Consider the following 17,076-nt stretch of genomic DNA (forward strand, 5'->3'; position numbering starts at 1 on the left):
AGCGCCGCATGAAGCGGTCGCGCGAGAGGCGGTCGAGAGGCGGCCGGCCGCGCATGCGTCCGGCAGGTTCGCGCACGATGCGGCGCATGAAGCTGCCGGTCGAACAACACGAGCGAACACGAACGCTGCAGGCGGCTGCGGCTGACACATGTTGCCGGCGTGTCGCCGGCATGACGTCACGCGGCCGTCGAAGGCGGCTGCGCGCCCGGCCATGCATGGCCGATCGACGACGGGGAACCCGAGAAGTCCGCGCAGCGCTGCAGCCGATAGACGGCCGCGGGCGGCACGTTCGCCCACGCGATGCCGATGCGCTCCGCGCGAATGCCGATCGCCGCGAGCCGGCTGGCGGGAATCGGGCAGCGGGGCAGATAGGTGAACTGATAGAACGCGCCGCCCGGGCCGAGATGCATCGCGAACGCGCCATGCACGATCGCCACCGCCTGCTCGACGGGCATCGCGACGAGCGGCAGTCCGCTGACGATGGCGCTTGCGCGCGCATCGCCGAACAGGCCGCGCGTGATGCCGAGCTCGGCCGCATCCATGTTCATCACCCGCAGATCGGGAAAACGGCGACGCAGCGTCGCGGCGAACGCCGGATCGGCTTCGACGAGCACGAGCCGATCCGAGGCGACGCCGCGCGACAGCAGCTCGCGCGTAAAGACGCCCGTGCCTGCGCCGAGCTCGATCACGAGCGCGCTTTCGCTTGGAATCTGGGCGGTCATCAGCGTGGCGAGCGCGGGGCCGGACGGCGCAAGTGCGCCGACCTGGCGGGGATTGCGCAGCCAAGCTCGCAGGAAGAGCGTGAGCTCGGGGATTCGCATGGTCCGTTCCTGGCAATAAGTAAGCGGCAAGCGGGAAGCGGCGACGGTCCGACGAAATCAGATCCGGCTCCGCGACCGGCAAGCTAGCCTGCCACGATAAAAAACGAAGGCCATCATGTATTACCCGCTGTGTTGCGCTCGCGCATGTGGCGATGCCGGGATGAAGCAGGGGCGGCGCGGCCGATCGGGTGACGGCGGGAGCCGGCGCTGCCGGCGGAAGCGCGCGCGTGATGCGCCGCTTGCGCCGTGCTTTTATTGCCCGGCGGCACGGCGCGAAATTGCCATGAGAAAAAGAAAAGCCCTTGAATAACAAGGGCTTTGGGGTATTCGTGGTGGAGGCGGCGGGAATCGAACCCGCGTCCAGAAGCGGTCCACGACCAGTTCTACATGTTTAGTTCTGTCATTTGATTTAACCGTAGCGTCGCGGACGAACACGCTCCGTTACGGCGATTCACTAGGTTTTCGACCCGGCCGTCGTGACGCCGGCAAGGCTTAACTGACGTATATGACCTCTGTCGGTATTGCTACCGGTCTTGCGACACTAGCCCGTCAGTGAACTAGGCAGAGGACGGCGGCCCTTAGGCTGCCAGTGCGAACGTATCGTCGTTTGCAGTTACGTTTTTCCCATTGATTAACGAGGTGACGGGTCCTCGACATGCCCTAGCCGCTTCACAACCCCTGTCGAAACCAGGTCGCCCCCAGCGGATCAGACATTATAGCGCAACACGCGCAACAGTCGCAGCAGCTCGCCCGTCGTCTCGACGAGATGATGCGCGCGCCAGTCGACGGGCGCGGCGCCGTCGCCGCAATAGCCGTACGCGGCCGCCACCGTCGGCATGCCGGCTGCGCTGCCCGCCTGGATGTCGCGCAGGTCGTCGCCGACGTAGGCGATCCGCGCGGGCTTGAGCGACAGCCGCTCTGCCGCATACAGGAGCGGCGCCGGATGGGGCTTCGGATGCGACGCCGTGTCGCCGCTGACGACGCATGCGGCGCGTCCGGCAAGGCCGAGCAGCGCGACGAGCGGATCGGTGAACCGCGCGGCCTTGTTGGTCACGATGCCCCAGCGCACGCCGCGCGCGTCGAGCTCGTCGAGAAGCGCGCCGATGCCCGGAAAGAGCGTCGTGTGCACGCACAGGTCGGCCGCGTAGTTCGCGAGGAATTCGTCACGCAGCGCATCGTATTCCGCGTCCGCCGGCGCGATGCCGAAGGCGCCGCCGATCAGGCCGCGGGCGCCCGCCGACGCGAGCGGGCGCAGCGTGTCGAGCGGCGTTTCGGCGATGCCGCGCGTGCGCTGCATCTTGTTGACCGCGGCCGCGAGGTCGGGGGCGGTGTCGGCGAGCGTGCCGTCGAGATCGAACAGCACGGCGTCGCACGCGTCGAGATGCAGCTCGTCGGACGGCGGGGCGGCGAAGGAGGGCGAGGAAAAGCTCATGGGCGCGATCGGAACGGATGGCGGGTCATGCGCTGCGGCGGCACGCGACGAGGTAGTTGACGTCGGTGTCGTTCGACAGCGCGAAGCGCTTCGCGAGCGGATGATAGGTGATGCCCTTGATCTCGGCGATCTGCAGGTCGGTCGCGCGCACGAAGCGGGCGAGCTCGGACGGACGGATGAAGCGCGCGTAGTCGTGCGTGCCCTTCGGCAGCATCTGCGCGACGTACTCGGCGCCGATCACGGCGAGCAGGTACGACTTCAGGTTGCGGTTCAGCGTCGAGAAGAACACCCAGCCGCCCGGCTTCACGAGCGTCGAGCACGCGGCGACGACATTCGCGGGCGACGGCACGTGCTCGAGCATCTCCATGCACGTTACGACGTCGTATGCGCCCGGCTCGCGCGCGGCGAGCGCTTCGGCCGCGATCGCCTCGTAGTCGACGGTGACGCCGCTCTCGAGGCTGTGCAGATCGGCGACGCCGAGCGCTTCCGTCGCGAGGTCGATGCCCTTGACCTGCGCGCCGAGCGACGCCATCGATTCCGATAGGATGCCGCCGCCGCAGCCGATGTCGACGACGCGCTTGCCGGGCAGATGCGCGTGCGCGTCGATCCAGTTCAGGCGCACCGGATTGAGGTCGTGCAAAGGCTTGAATTCGGCGTTCGGATCCCACCATTTGTGAGCGAGGTCGCTGAATTTCTGAAGTTCGTGCGGATCGGCGTTCGTCATGTCGGCAAGCGGATGCGGGAAAGAGGGCGGCGGCGCGCCCGTCAAGCCACGAGTATATAAGCGGGCGGGCGAGGTCGCCAGGAACGCGCTCGCGCGCGGCGGGGCGCGTCAATGAAAAAGCCCCGCCGAGGCGGGGCTTTGGAAGCAGATGAGATCGATTCGCGGCTTACTGCGCCGGAACGGTCGTCTTCTGCACTTCCTGCGTACCGACCACTTCGACTTCCACGCGGCGGTCCGGTGCGAGGCAGGCGATGAGTTGCTTGCGGTTCTTCTGCTTGCAGGTGTTGCCCGTGACCGGATTGCGCTTGCCCTTGCCTTCCGTGTAGACCTTGTTCGCCGGGACGCCCTTGCTGACCAGGTACGACTTGACGGCTTGCGCACGGCGCAGCGACAGACGGTCGTTGTACTTGTCCGAACCGATGCGGTCGGTGTAGCCCGTGGCCACGACCACTTCGACGTTCATGCCCTGGATCTTCGCAGCCAGTTCGTCAAGCTTCTGCTTGCCGGCCGGCTTCAGGATGGCCTTGTCGAAGTCGAACAGCGTATCGGCTTGGTACGTAATCTTCTGGCTCGTGATGACCGGAGCAGCCGGTGCGACCGGGGCCGGTGCCGGTGCCTGGGCGACCAGTGCGCCGTCGCACTTCGCGTTGGCGGTGGCCGGCGTCCAGAACGCATCGCGCCAGCAGAGCTCGTTCGTGCCGTTCATCCACACCCATTCGCCCGTGCCATTCACCCAGTTGTCATTCACGGCTTGTCGCGACGCCGGCACCGACTGTGCCGAAGCGGATGCAGCCATAACTGCGGTAGCTGCAATGAACGCGAGCTTTGAAAGTTTATTCATATTTCTCCTCTCGAAATTGAGATTACCGCAGGTTTACTGCGAGCCTGTTGACGATGACAAGTCATACATTGCTCGAAGTATAACATTGGTGCGGCACAAAAAACGCGGCACCGCTCTGTGTAGACTTCGAGCAGCGTCTAACTTTCAGTGCGTTGGCATTTTGCCATATCGTTCCCTTGCCACGAAAAAAAATCCTCCCCACCCTAAGATCGGTCTATCGATTGTGGCGCGAGTGCAACACCGCTTGCCGCATGTTTTGGAAATTGTCAAGTCCGTTGGCGGGAAATCGCAGATTTTTCGGGCTGCGAACCTTTCATTAACTGTTTTGTGTTTTTTTGTGCACGCACTGTTCGAGTGACACGAGGCGGGCGGCGAGGCGGTCGCGCGGGTTTTGCCATTCTTATATAGAGGGGGGGCGCGTTGGGGCGGGTTGGGGCGCATGTTAGAATCGCACGTTGCGTCGCGCGAGCGGCGCCCACGCGAAAGGCGGCCCCGTCTTCGCTCCGAAAAGATACGGATACATGGATCAATTCGCCAAAGAGACCCTGCCCACCTCCCTCGAGGAGGAAATGCGCAAGTCGTATCTCGATTACGCCATGAGCGTGATCGTCGGACGTGCCCTTCCGGATGTCCGCGATGGCTTGAAGCCCGTGCATCGGCGCGTGCTGTTCGCGATGCACGAACTGAACAACGACTGGAACCGGCCGTACAAGAAGTCCGCGCGTATCGTCGGCGACGTGATCGGTAAGTATCACCCGCACGGCGACACGGCGGTCTACGACACGATCGTCCGGATGGCCCAGGACTTCTCGCTGCGCTACATGCTCGTCGACGGTCAGGGCAACTTCGGCTCCGTCGACGGCGACAACGCCGCCGCGATGCGCTACACCGAAATCCGGATGGCCAAGATCGGCCACGAGCTGCTCGCGGACATCGACAAGGAAACCGTCGACTTCGGCCCGAACTACGACGGCAGCGAAATGCAGCCGCTCATCCTGCCGTCGCGGATTCCGAACCTCCTCATCAATGGTTCGTCGGGGATCGCGGTCGGCATGGCGACCAACATTCCGCCGCACAACCTGAACGAGGTCGTCGACGCGTGCCTGTATCTGCTGAACAATCCGCAGGCGAGCGTCGACGAGCTGATCGAGATCATTCCCGCGCCCGATTTCCCGACGGCCGGCATCATCTATGGCGTCGCGGGCGTGCGCGACGGCTATCGCACCGGCCGCGGCCGTGTCGTGATGCGCGCGACGACGCACTTCGAAGAGATCGACCGCGGTCAGCGGATGGCGATCATCGTCGACGAGCTGCCGTACCAGGTCAACAAGCGCTCGCTGCTCGAGCGGATCGCGGAGCTCGTCAACGAGAAGAAGCTCGAAGGCATCTCGGACATCCGCGACGAGTCCGACAAGAGCGGCATGCGCGTCGTGATCGAGCTCAAGCGCGGCGAGGTGCCCGAGGTCGTGCTGAACAACCTGTACAAGGCGACCCAGCTGCAGGACACGTTCGGCATGAACATGGTCGCGCTCGTCGACAACCAGCCGAAGCTCCTCAATCTGAAGGAGATCCTGCAGTGCTTCCTGTCGCATCGGCGTGAAGTGCTGACGCGGCGCACGGTCTACGAACTGCGCAAGGCGCGCGAACGCGGCCACGTGCTCGAAGGCCTGGCCGTCGCGCTCGCGAACATCGACGACTTCATCGCGATCATCAAGGCCGCGCCGACGCCGCCGATCGCGAAGCAGGAGCTGATGGCGAAGTCGTGGGATTCGTCGCTCGTGCGCGAGATGCTGACGCGCGCCGAGACCGAGAACGCGGCGGCGGGCGGGCGCGAAGCATACCGCCCGGAAGGACTGAGCCCGGCGTTCGGCATGCAGGGCGACGGCTTCTACAGGCTGTCCGACACGCAGGCGCAGGAAATCCTCCAGATGCGTCTGCAGCGCCTGACGGGCCTCGAGCAGGACAAGATCATCGGCGAATATCGCGACGTGATGGCGCAGATCGCCGATCTGCTCGACATCCTCGCGCGGCCCGAGCGGATCACCGTGATGATCGGCGAGGAGCTGAACGCCGTGAAGGTCGAGTTCGGCGACGCGCGCCGCTCGAAGATCGAGCTGAACGCGACCGAACTGAACACGGAAGACCTGATCACGCCGCAGGACATGGTGGTCACGATGTCGCACGCGGGCTACGTGAAATCGCAGCCGCTGTCCGAGTACCGCGCGCAGAAGCGCGGCGGCCGCGGCAAGCAGGCGACGCAGATGAAGGAAGACGACTGGATCGAGACGCTCTTCATCGCGAACACGCACGACTACATCCTGTGCTTCTCGAACCGCGGCCGCGTGTACTGGGTCAAGGTCTACGAGGTGCCGCAGGGCTCGCGCAACTCGCGCGGCCGTCCGATCGTCAACATGTTCCCGCTGCAGGAAGGCGAGAAGATCAACGTCGTGCTGCCCGTCCGGGAATTCTCGGCCGACAAGTACGTGTTCATGACGACGGCCTTGGGCACCGTCAAGAAGACGCCGCTCGAAGCGTTCAGCCGGCCGATGAAGAAGGGCATCATTGCGGTCGGCCTCGACGAGGGCGACTACCTGATCGGCGCGGCGATCACCGACGGCGCACATGACGTGATGCTGTTCTCCGACGCGGGCAAGGCGGTCCGCTTCGACGAGAACGACGTGCGTCCGATGGGCCGCGAGGCGCGCGGCGTGCGCGGGATGCAGCTCGACGAAGGGCAGCAGGTGATCGCGATGCTCGTCGCGGGCAGCGAGGAGCAGTCGGTGCTGACCGCGACCGAGAACGGTTTCGGCAAGCGCACGCCGATCACCGAGTACACGCGCCACGGCCGCGGCACGAAGGGGATGATCGCGATCCAGACGTCCGAGCGCAACGGCCGCGTGGTCGCCGCGACGCTCGTCGACCCCGAGGATCAGATCATGCTGATCACGACGGCGGGCGTGCTGATCCGCACGCGCGTGTCGGAGATCCGCGAGATGGGACGGGCGACGCAAGGTGTTACACTCATCAGTCTCGATGAAGGCACCAAGCTTTCGGGTCTGCAGCAGATCGCCGAGGCGGACGCTGATCCCGACGACGACGCGTCGGAGGGCGGCGACGCCTGAGCCAGGTTGTGACCGTCGAGCCGCCGCCCGGCGCGCACGCAAAAATGCGGCATGACGGGTGCGGCGTATAAACTGTGCATATTTCCATGAGGGAGTGATGATGCAAAAACGATTCAAGCAACTGGTCCTGCTGGCAGCGATGGTTCCGGCGTTCGCGATGGCTCAGTCGCTGTCGAACCAGACTTCGGCTCCGGCGGCCGCTGCTCCGATCGACGCCGACAAGAAGGCAGCCATCAAGGATCTGCTCGACGCGATCGACGCGCCGAAGCTCGTGTCGGCAATTGCGAACAGCGCCGAAATGCAATCGAAGCAGCTCGTGCCGGCGATCCTGTCGGACGCGCTGTCGGAGAACAAGACGCTGAACGACAAGCAAAAGCAAGCCGCCGTGCCGACGCTGCAGAAGAACGCGGTGCCGAAGCTCGTCGACAACGCGGGCAAGGTGTTCGGCACGCAACAGTTCTCGAGCGACGCGATGCAGGCTCAGTACGACGCATACGCGAAGTACTACAGCACGTCGGAGATCAAGGATCTGACGACGTTCTACAAGAGCCCGACGGGCCGCAAGTTCATCCAGGTGCAAGATCAGGTCGGCCGCGACGTCGTGAACGGCCTGATGCAGAAGTACATGCCGCAGGCGATCAAGGCGACGCGCGACCAGGCCGACAAGGAAGTCGCGGGCGTCAAGCCGGGCAAGTAAGCCGCGCCCGTCGGGGCCCGTCGGCCGGGGCGTTCGCCGCCCGGGTTTGGCGGGTTCGTCGGGACGGTGCGATAATGGCCGTTTGCGCGAGAGCGCAAGCGGCCATTTCCTTTTCCCGCACGGCTTTGGGCCGGTTCGAAGCGGCCGCGTCCCTTCCGAGGTTTTCACGATGCGCGTCTTTAATTTCTCCGCCGGTCCCGCGGCGATGCCCGAGGAAGTGCTGCGCCAGGCGGCCGCCGAAATGCTCGACTGGAACGGCAGCGGCATGAGCGTGATGGAAATGAGCCATCGCGGCAAGGAATTCATGTCGATCCACGAGGCCGCGCTCGCCGACCTGCGCGAGCTGCTCGACGTGCCCGCGAACTACCGGATCCTGTTTCTGCAGGGCGGGGGGATCGCCGAGAACGCGATCGTGCCGATGAACCTGCTCGGCTCGCGCACGACGGCCGATTTCGTCGTCACGGGCTCCTGGTCGCAGAAGTCGTTCAACGAGGCGAAGAAATACTGCACGCCGCATCTCGCCGCGACGGGCAAGACCGAGCAGGGCTACACGCGCGTGCCGGCGTTCTCCGAATGGCAGATGTCCGGCGATCCGGCGTACGTGCACCTCTGCACGAACGAGACGATCGACGGCGTCGAGACGTTCGACATCCCCGATCTCGGCAACGTGCCGCTCGTCGCCGACGTGTCGTCGCACATCCTGTCGCGTCCGCTCGAGATCGCGAAGTACGGCGCGATCTTCGGCGGCGCGCAAAAGAACATCGGGATGGCGGGCGTGACGCTCGTGATCGTCCGCGAGGACTTGCTCGACCGCGCGCTGTCGATCTGCCCGTCGGCGTTCGAATGGAAGACGGTCGCGCTCAACAACTCGCTCTACAACACGCCGCCCACCTACGCGATCTACGTCGCCGGGCTCGTGTTCAAGTGGCTGAAGGCGCAAGGCGGCCTGGCCGCGATCGAGCAGCGCAACATCGAAAAATCGAAGCTGCTGTACGACGCGATCGACGCGAGCAGCTTCTATTTGAACAAGGTCGAGAAGTCGGCGCGTTCGCGGATGAACGTGCCGTTCTTCCTCGCCGACGAATCGCGCAACGAAGACTTCCTTGCCGGCGCAAAAGAGCGCGGGCTGCTGCAGCTCAAGGGCCACAAGTCCGTCGGCGGCATGCGGGCGTCGATCTATAACGCGGTGCCGCTCGCGGGCGTGCAGGCGCTCGTCGAGTACATGAGAGATTTCGAGCGGCAATGCGCGTGATGCGCGCCGCTCTTCAGCACGCTTGTTAATTCATGGACGACGAACTCAATACCCGCCTGAAGCCTCTGCGCGAACGCATCGACGCGATCGACGCGCAACTGATCTCGCTTCTGAACCAGCGTGCGGCGGTCGCGCTCGAGGTCGGCGAGGTCAAGAAGCACTTCAATGCGCCCGTGTTCCGGCCGGAACGCGAGCAGCAGGTGATCGCGCGCCTGCAGGACATGAGCGCCGGGCCGCTCGCGAGCGAGCATATCAGCGCGATCTGGCGCGAGATCATGGCGGCGAGCCGCTCGCTCGAGCAGACGATTCACGTCGCGTTCCTCGGGCCCGTCGGCACCTACAGCGAACAGGCGATGTTCGACTACTTCGGCCAGTCGATCGAAGGGCTGCCGTGCCCGTCGATCGACGAGGTGTTCCGCTCGGTCGAGGCGGGGGCCTCGGCGTTCGGGGTCGTGCCGGTCGAGAACTCGTCGGAAGGCGCGGTGTCGCGCACGCTCGATCTGCTGCTGCATACGCAGCTTCTGATCGGCGGCGAGCTGTCGCTGCCGATCCATCACAACCTGCTCACGCAGACGGGCAAGCTCGACGGCGTGAAGCGCGTATGCGCGCATGCGCAGGCGCTCGCGCAGTGCCAGCAGTGGCTCGCGTCGAACGCGCCGCATCTCGAGCGGCAGGCGGTCGCGAGCAACGCGGAGGCCGCGCGGCTCGCGGCCGACGACGCAACGGTCGCCGCGATCGCGGGCGACCGTGCGGCGACGCACTACGGGCTGCAGATCGCATATGCGCTGATTCAGGACGATCCGCACAACCGCACGCGCTTCGCCGTGATCGGCAAGGAGCCGGCGGGGCCGAGCGGGCATGACCAGACGTCGCTCATCGTGTCGGTGAAGAACGAGCCGGGCGCGGTGTTCAAGCTGCTCGAGCCGCTCGCGCGGCACGGCGTATCGATGACGCGCCTCGAGTCGCGTCCCGCCCGGGTCGGCACGTGGGAGTACTACTTCTACATCGACGTCGAAGGGCATCGCGACGACGACGCAGTCAAGGCCGCGCTCGCGGAGCTCGGCAAGAAGGCGGCATTCCTGAAGATTCTCGGTTCGTATCCGCGCGCGCGGTGACGCGTGTCGCGTTGCGCCGCGCATGCCGGCGCGGCTGGAGCGGCTTGCCGCAGGTAGACGACGCACGGCCCGTCGCGCAAACGGATGCGCGGCGCCTCGGGCAGGCGGCCGTTCGATATTGACCCTCGCGCGCCCGGCCCGGGCTCGGGCGCGCGTTACTTGGCTCTCGTCGTGTCAGGCTTTTCTTTCAACAAACTGGTGATTTTCGGCGTCGGGCTGATCGGCGGCTCGCTCGCGCTCGCGTTGCGCGAAAGCGCGGCAGGCGGCGCGCGAGAGGTGGTCGGCGTCGGCCGTTCGAGCGCGTCGATCGAGCGTGCGCTCGCGCTGCGCGTGATCGATCGCGCGGCGGCGCTCGACGACGACGCGCAGTTGCGCGACGCGCTCGCGGGCGCCGACATCGTGCTGCTCGCCGCGCCCGTCGCGCAGACGGGACCGCTTCTTGCTCGGATCGCGCCGTTTCTCGACGCATCGACGATCGTCACCGACGCGGGCAGCACGAAGTCGGACGTCGTCGCGGCCGCGCGCGCGGCGCTCGGCGCTCGGATCGGCCAGTTCGTGCCGGGCCACCCGATCGCCGGACGCGAATCGAGCGGCGTCGACGCGGCGCTGGCCGATCTGTACGTCGGCCGCAACGTCGTGCTGTGCGCATTGCCGGAGAACGCACCCGATGCGGTCGCCCGCATCGAATCGATGTGGCGCGCGGCGCGCGCCGACGTGCGCGCGATGAGCGCCGAGCAGCACGATCGCGTGTTCGCGGCGGTGAGCCATCTGCCGCACGTGCTGTCGTTCGCGCTCGTCGAGCAGATTCTCGGCGAATCCGATGCCGAGCTGAAATTCTCGTATGCGGCGGGCGGGTTCCGCGACTTCACGCGCATCGCCGCGTCGAGCCCGGAAATGTGGCGCGACGTCTGCCTCGCGAACCGCGCGGCGCTTCTTGATGAGCTCGACGCGTACACCCGCGTGCTCGCGCGGCTGCGCGCGGCGGTCGACGCGGGCGACGGCGCCGCGCTCGAAGCCGTGTTCACGCGCTCGCGCGCCGCGCGCTCGGCGTGGCGCGAGCGCGGCGCGAAGGCCGCGCCCGCCGTCCATTCAGACACCCCTGGAACAGGATCTCACATGGAACATCTCGATCTCGGCCCGTTCTCCCATGCGCAAGGCGCGGTGCGTCTGCCCGGCTCGAAGAGCATCTCGAACCGCGTGCTGCTGCTTGCGGCGCTCGCGGAAGGCGAGACGACCGTCACGAACCTGCTCGATTCCGACGACACGCGCGTGATGCTCGACGCGTTGGCCAAGCTCGGCGTGAAGCTGTCGCGCGACGGCGATGCCTGCGTCGTCGGCGGCACGCGCGGCGCGTTCACCGCGAAATCGGCGGATCTCTTCCTCGGCAACGCGGGCACCGCGGTGCGGCCGCTGACGGCGGCGCTCGCGGTCAACGGCGGCGACTACCGGATCCACGGCGTGCCGCGGATGCACGAGCGTCCGATCGGCGATCTCGTCGACGGGCTGCGCCAGATCGGCGCGCAGATCGACTACGAAGGGAACGAGGGCTTCCCGCCGCTTCGGATCCGGCCTGCGGCGATTTCGGTCGACGCGCCGATCCGCGTGCGCGGCGACGTGTCGAGCCAGTTCCTGACGGCGCTCCTGATGACGCTGCCGCTCGTGAAGGCGAAGGATGGCGCGAGCGTCGTCGAGGTCGACGGCGAACTGATCTCGAAGCCTTACATCGAGATCACGATCAAGCTGATGGCGCGCTTCGGCGTGACGGTCGAGCGCGACGGCTGGCAGCGCTTCACGGTGCCGGCGGGCGTGCGGTACCGGTCGCCCGGCACGATCATGGTCGAGGGCGATGCTTCTTCGGCGTCGTACTTCCTCGCGGCGGGCGCGTTGGGCGGCGGGCCGCTGCGCGTCGAGGGCGTCGGCCGCGCGAGCATCCAGGGCGACGTGGGCTTCGCGAACGCGCTGATGCAGATGGGCGCGAACGTGACGATGGGCGACGACTGGATCGAGGTGCGCGGCATCGGCCACGACCACGGCAAGCTCGCGCCGATCGACATGGACTTCAACCTGATTCCGGACGCCGCGATGACGATCGCGGTCGCCGCGCTGTTCGCCGACGGCTCGAGCACGCTGCGCAACATCGGCAGCTGGCGCGTGAAGGAGACCGACCGGATCGCCGCGATGGCGGCCGAGCTGCGCAAGGTCGGCGCGACAGTCGAGGAGGGCGCCGACTATCTCGTCGTGACGCCGCCCGCGCAACTCGTGCCGAACGCGTCGATCGACACCTACGACGACCACCGGATGGCGATGTGCTTCTCGCTCGTGAGCCTGGGCGGCGTGCCCGTGCGCATCAACGATCCGAAGTGCGTCGGCAAGACGTTCCCCGACTATTTCGACCGTTTCCTGGCGCTCGCCAAGGCTTGACGCCCGTATTGACCCGATGAAATCGACTCGACCTTTTCACCCGACCCCAGTTATCACGATCGACGGCCCGACCGCGTCCGGCAAGGGCACGGTCGCGGCGCTCGTCGCCGCGCACCTCGGCTTTCACCTGCTCGACAGCGGCGCGCTGTACCGGCTCGCAGCGCTCGCGAGCATCCGCTACCAGGTCGAGGCCGACGACGCCGACGCGCTCGCCAAGCTCGTCGACGGCCTCCACATCACGTTCCGCGAGGGCTGCGCGCAGCTCGACGGCGTCGACGTGTCCGACGAGATCCGCGCGGAAGCGGTCGGCAACCGGGCGTCGGCGATCGCCGTCCATGCGAGCGTGCGCGCGGCGCTCGTCGCGCGGCAGCGCGCGTTCCGCAAGACGCCGGGGCTCGTCGCGGACGGCCGCGACATGGGGACCGTGATCTTCCCGGATGCGGTGCTGAAGGTGTTCCTGACGGCGAGCGTCGAGGCGCGCGCCGCGCGCCGGCATAAGCAATTGATGCAAAAAGGTTTTTCTGCTAACATTGATAACTTGCTCCGGGATTTGCGTGAACGCGACGCGCGCGACAGCAATCGTGCAGCCGCGCCGCTCAGGCCCGCAGCAGATGCCAAGCCCCTCGACACGTCGGCCCTCACGATCGAGCAATCGGTCGAACAGGTCCTCGCGTGGTACCGGGAACTCGGCCAGCCCGCTTGAACAGGGGCAAACGCGTAGTAGGTGCTTCGCGCGTCGCGCGAAGCGTGTGTTAAACCCTAACCCCGTGTGGATTCGCGGGCGCGTCGCCAGCCGTGACGGCCGGCGCGTGCGGTAGAGCGAAACCATGCACAATCCGATTTTTATGTCCGACCTGCAAACCTCCAACCCGAATACCGAATCCTTCGCGGCTCTGTTCGAAGAGTCGCTGACCCGCCAAGACATGCGCGCCGGCGAAGTGATCTCCGCCGAAGTCGTGCGTGTCGACCACAACTTCGTGGTCGTCAATGCCGGCCTCAAGTCCGAGGCCTACATTCCGATCGAGGAATTCCTGAACGATCAGGGCGAGGTTGAGGTTCAGGCGGGCGATTTCGTTTCCGTCGCGATCGACGCGCTGGAAAACGGCTATGGCGACACGATCCTGTCGCGCGACAAGGCGAAGCGTCTCGCTTCGTGGCTGTCGCTGGAAAAGGCGCTCGACAACAATGAGCTCGTCACGGGCACGATCACCGGCAAGGTGAAGGGCGGCATGACCGTGATGGTCAACGGCATCCGCGCGTTCCTGCCGGGTTCGCTCGTCGACACGCGTCCCGTCAAGGACACGACGCCGTACGAAGGCAAGACGCTCGAATTCCGCGTCATCAAGCTCGACCGCAAGCGCAACAACGTCGTGCTGTCGCGCCGCGCAGTGATCGAAGCCACTCAGGGCGAAGAGCGCGCGAAGCTGCTCGAGACGCTGAAGGAAGGCGCGATCGTCAACGGCGTGGTCAAGAACATCACCGATTACGGCGCGTTCGTGGATCTGGGCGGCATCGACGGCCTGCTGCACATCACCGACATCGCATGGCGCCGCGTGCGTCACCCGAGCGAAGTCCTGTCGGTCGGCCAGGAAGTCACCGCGAAGATCCTCAAGTTCGACCAAGAGAAGAACCGCGTGTCGCTCGGCATCAAGCAACTGGGCGACGATCCGTGGGAAGGCATCTCGCGCCGCTACCCGTCGGGCACGCGCCTGTTCGGCAAGGTCACGAACATCACCGACTACGGCGCGTTCGTCGAAGTCGAATCGGGCATCGAAGGCCTGGTGCACGTGTCGGAAATGGACTGGACGAACAAGAACGTCGCTCCGTCGAAGGTCGTTCAGCTCGGCGACGAAGTCGAGGTCATGGTTCTCGAGATCGACGAAGACCGTCGTCGTATCAGCCTCGGCATGAAGCAGTGCAAGCCGAATCCGTGGGACGACTTCAGCCGCAACTTCAAGAAGGGCGACAAGATCACGGGCGCAATCAAGTCGATCACCGACTTCGGCGTGTTCATCGGTCTGCCGGGCGGCATCGACGGCCTCGTCCACCTGTCGGACCTGTCGTGGAGCGAAGCGGGCGAAGAAGCGGTTCGCAAGTACAAGAAGGGCGACGAAGTCGAGGCAATCGTGCTCGGCATCGACGTCGAGAAGGAACGCATCTCGCTCGGCATCAAGCAGCTCGAAGGCGATCCGTTCAGCAACTATGTCGCGATGAACGACAAGGGCTCGATCGTCGACGGCGTCGTGAAGTCGGTCGATGCGAAGGGCGCGGTCATCACGCTGACGCCGGACGTCGAAGGCTACCTGCGTGCGTCGGAAATCTCGCAGGATCGCGTCGAAGACGCCCGCAACGTGCTGAAGGAAGGCGACAAGGTCAACGCGATGGTGATCAACATCGATCGCAAGTCGCGCGGCATCAACCTGTCGATCAAGGCGAAGGATTCGGCCGAGCAGCAGGAAGCGATGCGCGGCCTGCAAGCCGATTCGAGCTCCGCTGCGACCGGCACGACCAACCTCGGCGCGCTGCTGAAGGCGAAGCTCGACGGCCAGAACCAGTAAGCCTCGCGAGGTCTGCTGAAGTATGACCAAATCCGAGTTGGTCGCCCAGCTGGCATCGCGATTTCCGCAGCTCGTGTTGAAGGATGCGGATTTCGCGGTGAAAACGATGCTCGATGCGATGTCCGACGCGCTGTCGAAAGGGCATCGCATCGAAATTCGCGGCTTCGGCAGCTTCGGCCTGAACCGCCGCCCGGCGCGCGTCGGGCGCAATCCGAAGTCGGGGGAGAAAGTGCAGGTGCCCGAGAAATACGTACCGCACTTCAAGCCCGGCAAGGAATTGCGCGAGCGCGTCGACGGCCGCGCCGGCGAGCCGTTGAAGAACGACGAACCGGAAGATGGCCAGTGACGGTGCAGCCGCAGCCGATGCCGAGCCAGTTTGGCTGAAAGAAAGCGCCCCTCGCGGGCGCTTTTTCTTTGGTGCGCGCCGCGCGGGTTTCGCGAAGCGCGTCAAGCACCGGCAGAACCGATTCGCGAAGCGCTAAAGGCATCCTTTACAATACGGGGCGCCTGACGCGCTGCGAAGGGGAGTCGCGCGCGCTGCCGAACAATCTCAGTCAAAGAGAGGGAGTCATGAAGTTCATCGTCTGGTTGATCCGTGTGCTGGTGTTCGTGCTGCTGCTCGTGCTTGCGTTGGCCAATACGCAAAGCGCCACGCTGAATTTCCTTGCCGGCTACAGCTGGCAGGCTCCGCTGATCCTGATCGGTCTCGCGTTCTTCGGCGTCGGCCTGATCGCCGGTCTGTTGTCGGCGCTGCCCGCGATCTTCCGGATGCGGATGGAGAACGGCCGCCTGAAGCGCGACTTGCGCGCGGCGCGCGAGAACCCGGCCGTCATCGACCAGCCGCCGATGCCGCCCGTCATTTAACGATGCCGACGCCGCGCACGATGCGCGGCCAAGGTTTTTTTCGACACGTCGCATGGATCTCGATTTCTGGTGGCTGCTCGCCATTCCCGTCGCGTTCGCGCTCGGCTGGATGGCGTCGCGCTACGACCTCAACAAGCTGCTGTCCGAGAGCGCGAATCTGCCGCGCTCCTATTTCCGCGGCTTGAACTTCCTGCTGAATGAGCAGCCGGACAAAGCCATCGACGCGTTCATCGAAGTTGCGAAGCTCGATCCCGAAACGGTCGAGCTGCACTTCGCGCTCGGCAACCTGTTTCGCCGGCGCGGCGAGACGGACCGCGCGATCCGCGTCCATCAGAACCTGCTCAGCCGCAACGACCTGCCCGTGACCGAGCGCGATCACGCGCTCTTCGAGCTCGGGCAGGACTTCCTGAAGGCGGGCCTGCTCGACCGCGCGGAAGAGACGTTCCACATGCTCGCCGAAGGCGACTACGCGCTCGACGCGCAGCGCGCGCTCCTGACGATCTACGAGATCGAGAAGGACTGGCACAAGTCGATCGACACCGCGACGCGGATCGAGTCGATGGGCGCGCCGCGTCTCGCGACCGAGATCTCGCAGTTCCATTGCGAGCTCGCGCAGGACGCGCTGCAGCGCAAGAACGCCGCGCTCGCGGCCGAGCATCTGCGCGAGGCGCTCACCGTGAATCCGCAGAACGCGCGCGCGACGATCCTGTCGGGCGACGCGGCCGCCGCGGCGGGCGATCATCGCGCGGCGATCGACCACTGGCGCCGCATCGAGACGCAGAATCCCGCGTATCTGCCGCTCGTCGCCGACAAGCTGATGAAGTCCTACGCCGCGCTCGATCAGGCGGCCGACGGCGCCGAGCTGCTGACGGGCTATGCGGAACGCTATCCGTCGAACGATTTGCTCGACGTCGTCTATCAGTACGTCGCGCAGATGCGCGGCAACGACGTCGCGCATGCGCTCGCGCGCACGCAGATGGAGAAGGCGCCGAACCTGTCCGGCATGCTGCACCTGCTCGACGCGCAGATCGCGACGGCCGACGAGCCGCGCCGCGCGGAGCTCGAGATGATGCGCGTGCTCGTCAAGCAGCGCACCAAGAATCTGCCACGATATACATGCCAGAATTGCGGTTTCCGGGCGCGCCTTTTCTACTGGCAGTGCCCTGGATGCAGCGGATGGGAAACCTACGCGCCGCGGCGCGTCGAACCCGCCGTTGCGTAATGGGGGC

The 17,076-nt window shown here is 65.6% G+C and carries 14 protein-coding genes, 1 other RNA gene and 1 pseudogene; 11 read left to right on the forward strand and 5 right to left on the reverse strand.

Annotation, left to right across the window (positions count from 1 at the left end):
• Positions 1 to 176: 176 nt before the first annotated feature.
• The 5 genes from BG90_RS12720 to ompA form a co-directional block, all read right to left on the reverse strand.
• The gene (locus BG90_RS12720) at positions 177 to 821 is read right to left on the reverse strand and encodes a class I SAM-dependent methyltransferase (protein WP_010116479.1); all 645 of its coding nucleotides are present in this window, start codon (positions 819 to 821) and stop codon (positions 177 to 179) included.
• Positions 822 to 1,151: 330 nt separating this feature from the next.
• Positions 1,152 to 1,521: a transfer-messenger RNA gene (gene ssrA, locus BG90_RS32665) on the reverse strand.
• A 6-nt stretch (positions 1,522 to 1,527) separates the two neighbouring features.
• The gene (gene gph, locus BG90_RS12725) at positions 1,528 to 2,253 is read right to left on the reverse strand and encodes a phosphoglycolate phosphatase (RefSeq protein WP_010116476.1); all 726 of its coding nucleotides are present in this window, start codon (positions 2,251 to 2,253) and stop codon (positions 1,528 to 1,530) included.
• A 25-nt stretch (positions 2,254 to 2,278) separates the two neighbouring features.
• A complete protein-coding gene (gene ubiG, locus BG90_RS12730; protein WP_010116474.1) occupies positions 2,279 to 2,977 on the reverse strand; it encodes a bifunctional 2-polyprenyl-6-hydroxyphenol methylase/3-demethylubiquinol 3-O-methyltransferase UbiG in 699 nt (232 codons plus the stop codon).
• Positions 2,978 to 3,143: 166 nt separating this feature from the next.
• The gene (ompA, locus tag BG90_RS12735; RefSeq protein WP_010116472.1) at positions 3,144 to 3,818 is read right to left on the reverse strand and encodes an outer membrane protein OmpA; all 675 of its coding nucleotides are present in this window, start codon (positions 3,816 to 3,818) and stop codon (positions 3,144 to 3,146) included.
• Positions 3,819 to 4,339: 521 nt separating this feature from the next.
• On the opposite strand from ompA, the gene gyrA reads away from it, so the two are divergent.
• The 11 genes and pseudogenes from gyrA (at position 4,340) to lapB (ending at position 17,069) form a co-directional block, all read left to right on the forward strand.
• Complete coding sequence (gene gyrA / locus BG90_RS12740) at positions 4,340 to 6,940, forward strand: DNA gyrase subunit A (RefSeq protein WP_025989942.1); 2,601 nt, start codon at positions 4,340 to 4,342, stop codon at positions 6,938 to 6,940.
• 100 nt (positions 6,941 to 7,040) lie between these two features.
• Positions 7,041 to 7,637 carry a DUF2059 domain-containing protein gene (locus tag BG90_RS12745; protein ID WP_010105533.1) on the forward strand — a complete coding sequence of 199 codons (597 nt, stop codon included), beginning with the start codon at positions 7,041 to 7,043 and terminating at the stop codon, positions 7,635 to 7,637.
• A 169-nt stretch (positions 7,638 to 7,806) separates the two neighbouring features.
• Entirely contained in the window at positions 7,807 to 8,889 is a 1,083-nt protein-coding gene (gene serC, locus BG90_RS12750; RefSeq protein ID WP_010105532.1) for a 3-phosphoserine/phosphohydroxythreonine transaminase, read from the forward strand.
• 32 nt (positions 8,890 to 8,921) lie between these two features.
• A complete protein-coding gene (gene pheA / locus BG90_RS12755) occupies positions 8,922 to 10,004 on the forward strand; it encodes a prephenate dehydratase (protein ID WP_010105531.1) in 1,083 nt (360 codons plus the stop codon).
• Between the two features lie 84 nt (positions 10,005 to 10,088).
• Positions 10,089 to 10,967: pseudogene (locus BG90_RS37835) on the forward strand (prephenate dehydrogenase/arogenate dehydrogenase family protein); the annotation flags it as partial.
• Between the two features lie 153 nt (positions 10,968 to 11,120).
• Positions 11,121 to 12,425, forward strand: coding sequence for a 3-phosphoshikimate 1-carboxyvinyltransferase (gene aroA / locus BG90_RS37840; RefSeq protein WP_010116466.1), 1,305 nt, complete (start codon positions 11,121 to 11,123; stop codon positions 12,423 to 12,425).
• 16 nt (positions 12,426 to 12,441) lie between these two features.
• Positions 12,442 to 13,128, forward strand: a complete 687-nt coding sequence (cmK, locus tag BG90_RS12765; protein ID WP_010105528.1) for a cytidylate kinase CmK — start codon at positions 12,442 to 12,444, stop codon at positions 13,126 to 13,128.
• Positions 13,129 to 13,252: 124 nt separating this feature from the next.
• Complete coding sequence (rpsA, locus tag BG90_RS12770; RefSeq protein WP_309545063.1) at positions 13,253 to 14,983, forward strand: 30S ribosomal protein S1; 1,731 nt, start codon at positions 13,253 to 13,255, stop codon at positions 14,981 to 14,983.
• A gap of 22 nt (positions 14,984 to 15,005) precedes the next feature.
• On the forward strand, positions 15,006 to 15,329 hold the full coding sequence (locus BG90_RS12775; protein ID WP_010105523.1) for an integration host factor subunit beta: 324 nt from the start codon (positions 15,006 to 15,008) through the stop codon (positions 15,327 to 15,329).
• Between the two features lie 224 nt (positions 15,330 to 15,553).
• Positions 15,554 to 15,847 carry a LapA family protein gene (locus BG90_RS12780; RefSeq protein WP_010105521.1) on the forward strand — a complete coding sequence of 98 codons (294 nt, stop codon included), beginning with the start codon at positions 15,554 to 15,556 and terminating at the stop codon, positions 15,845 to 15,847.
• Between the two features lie 52 nt (positions 15,848 to 15,899).
• Positions 15,900 to 17,069: a lipopolysaccharide assembly protein LapB gene (gene lapB / locus BG90_RS12785; protein ID WP_010105520.1), complete on the forward strand. Its 1,170-nt coding sequence runs from the start codon at positions 15,900 to 15,902 to the stop codon at positions 17,067 to 17,069.
• Positions 17,070 to 17,076: the final 7 nt, after the last annotated feature.

Source organism: Burkholderia oklahomensis C6786, assembly GCF_000959365.1.
In the GTDB taxonomy this organism is placed as follows: domain Bacteria; phylum Pseudomonadota; class Gammaproteobacteria; order Burkholderiales; family Burkholderiaceae; genus Burkholderia; species Burkholderia oklahomensis.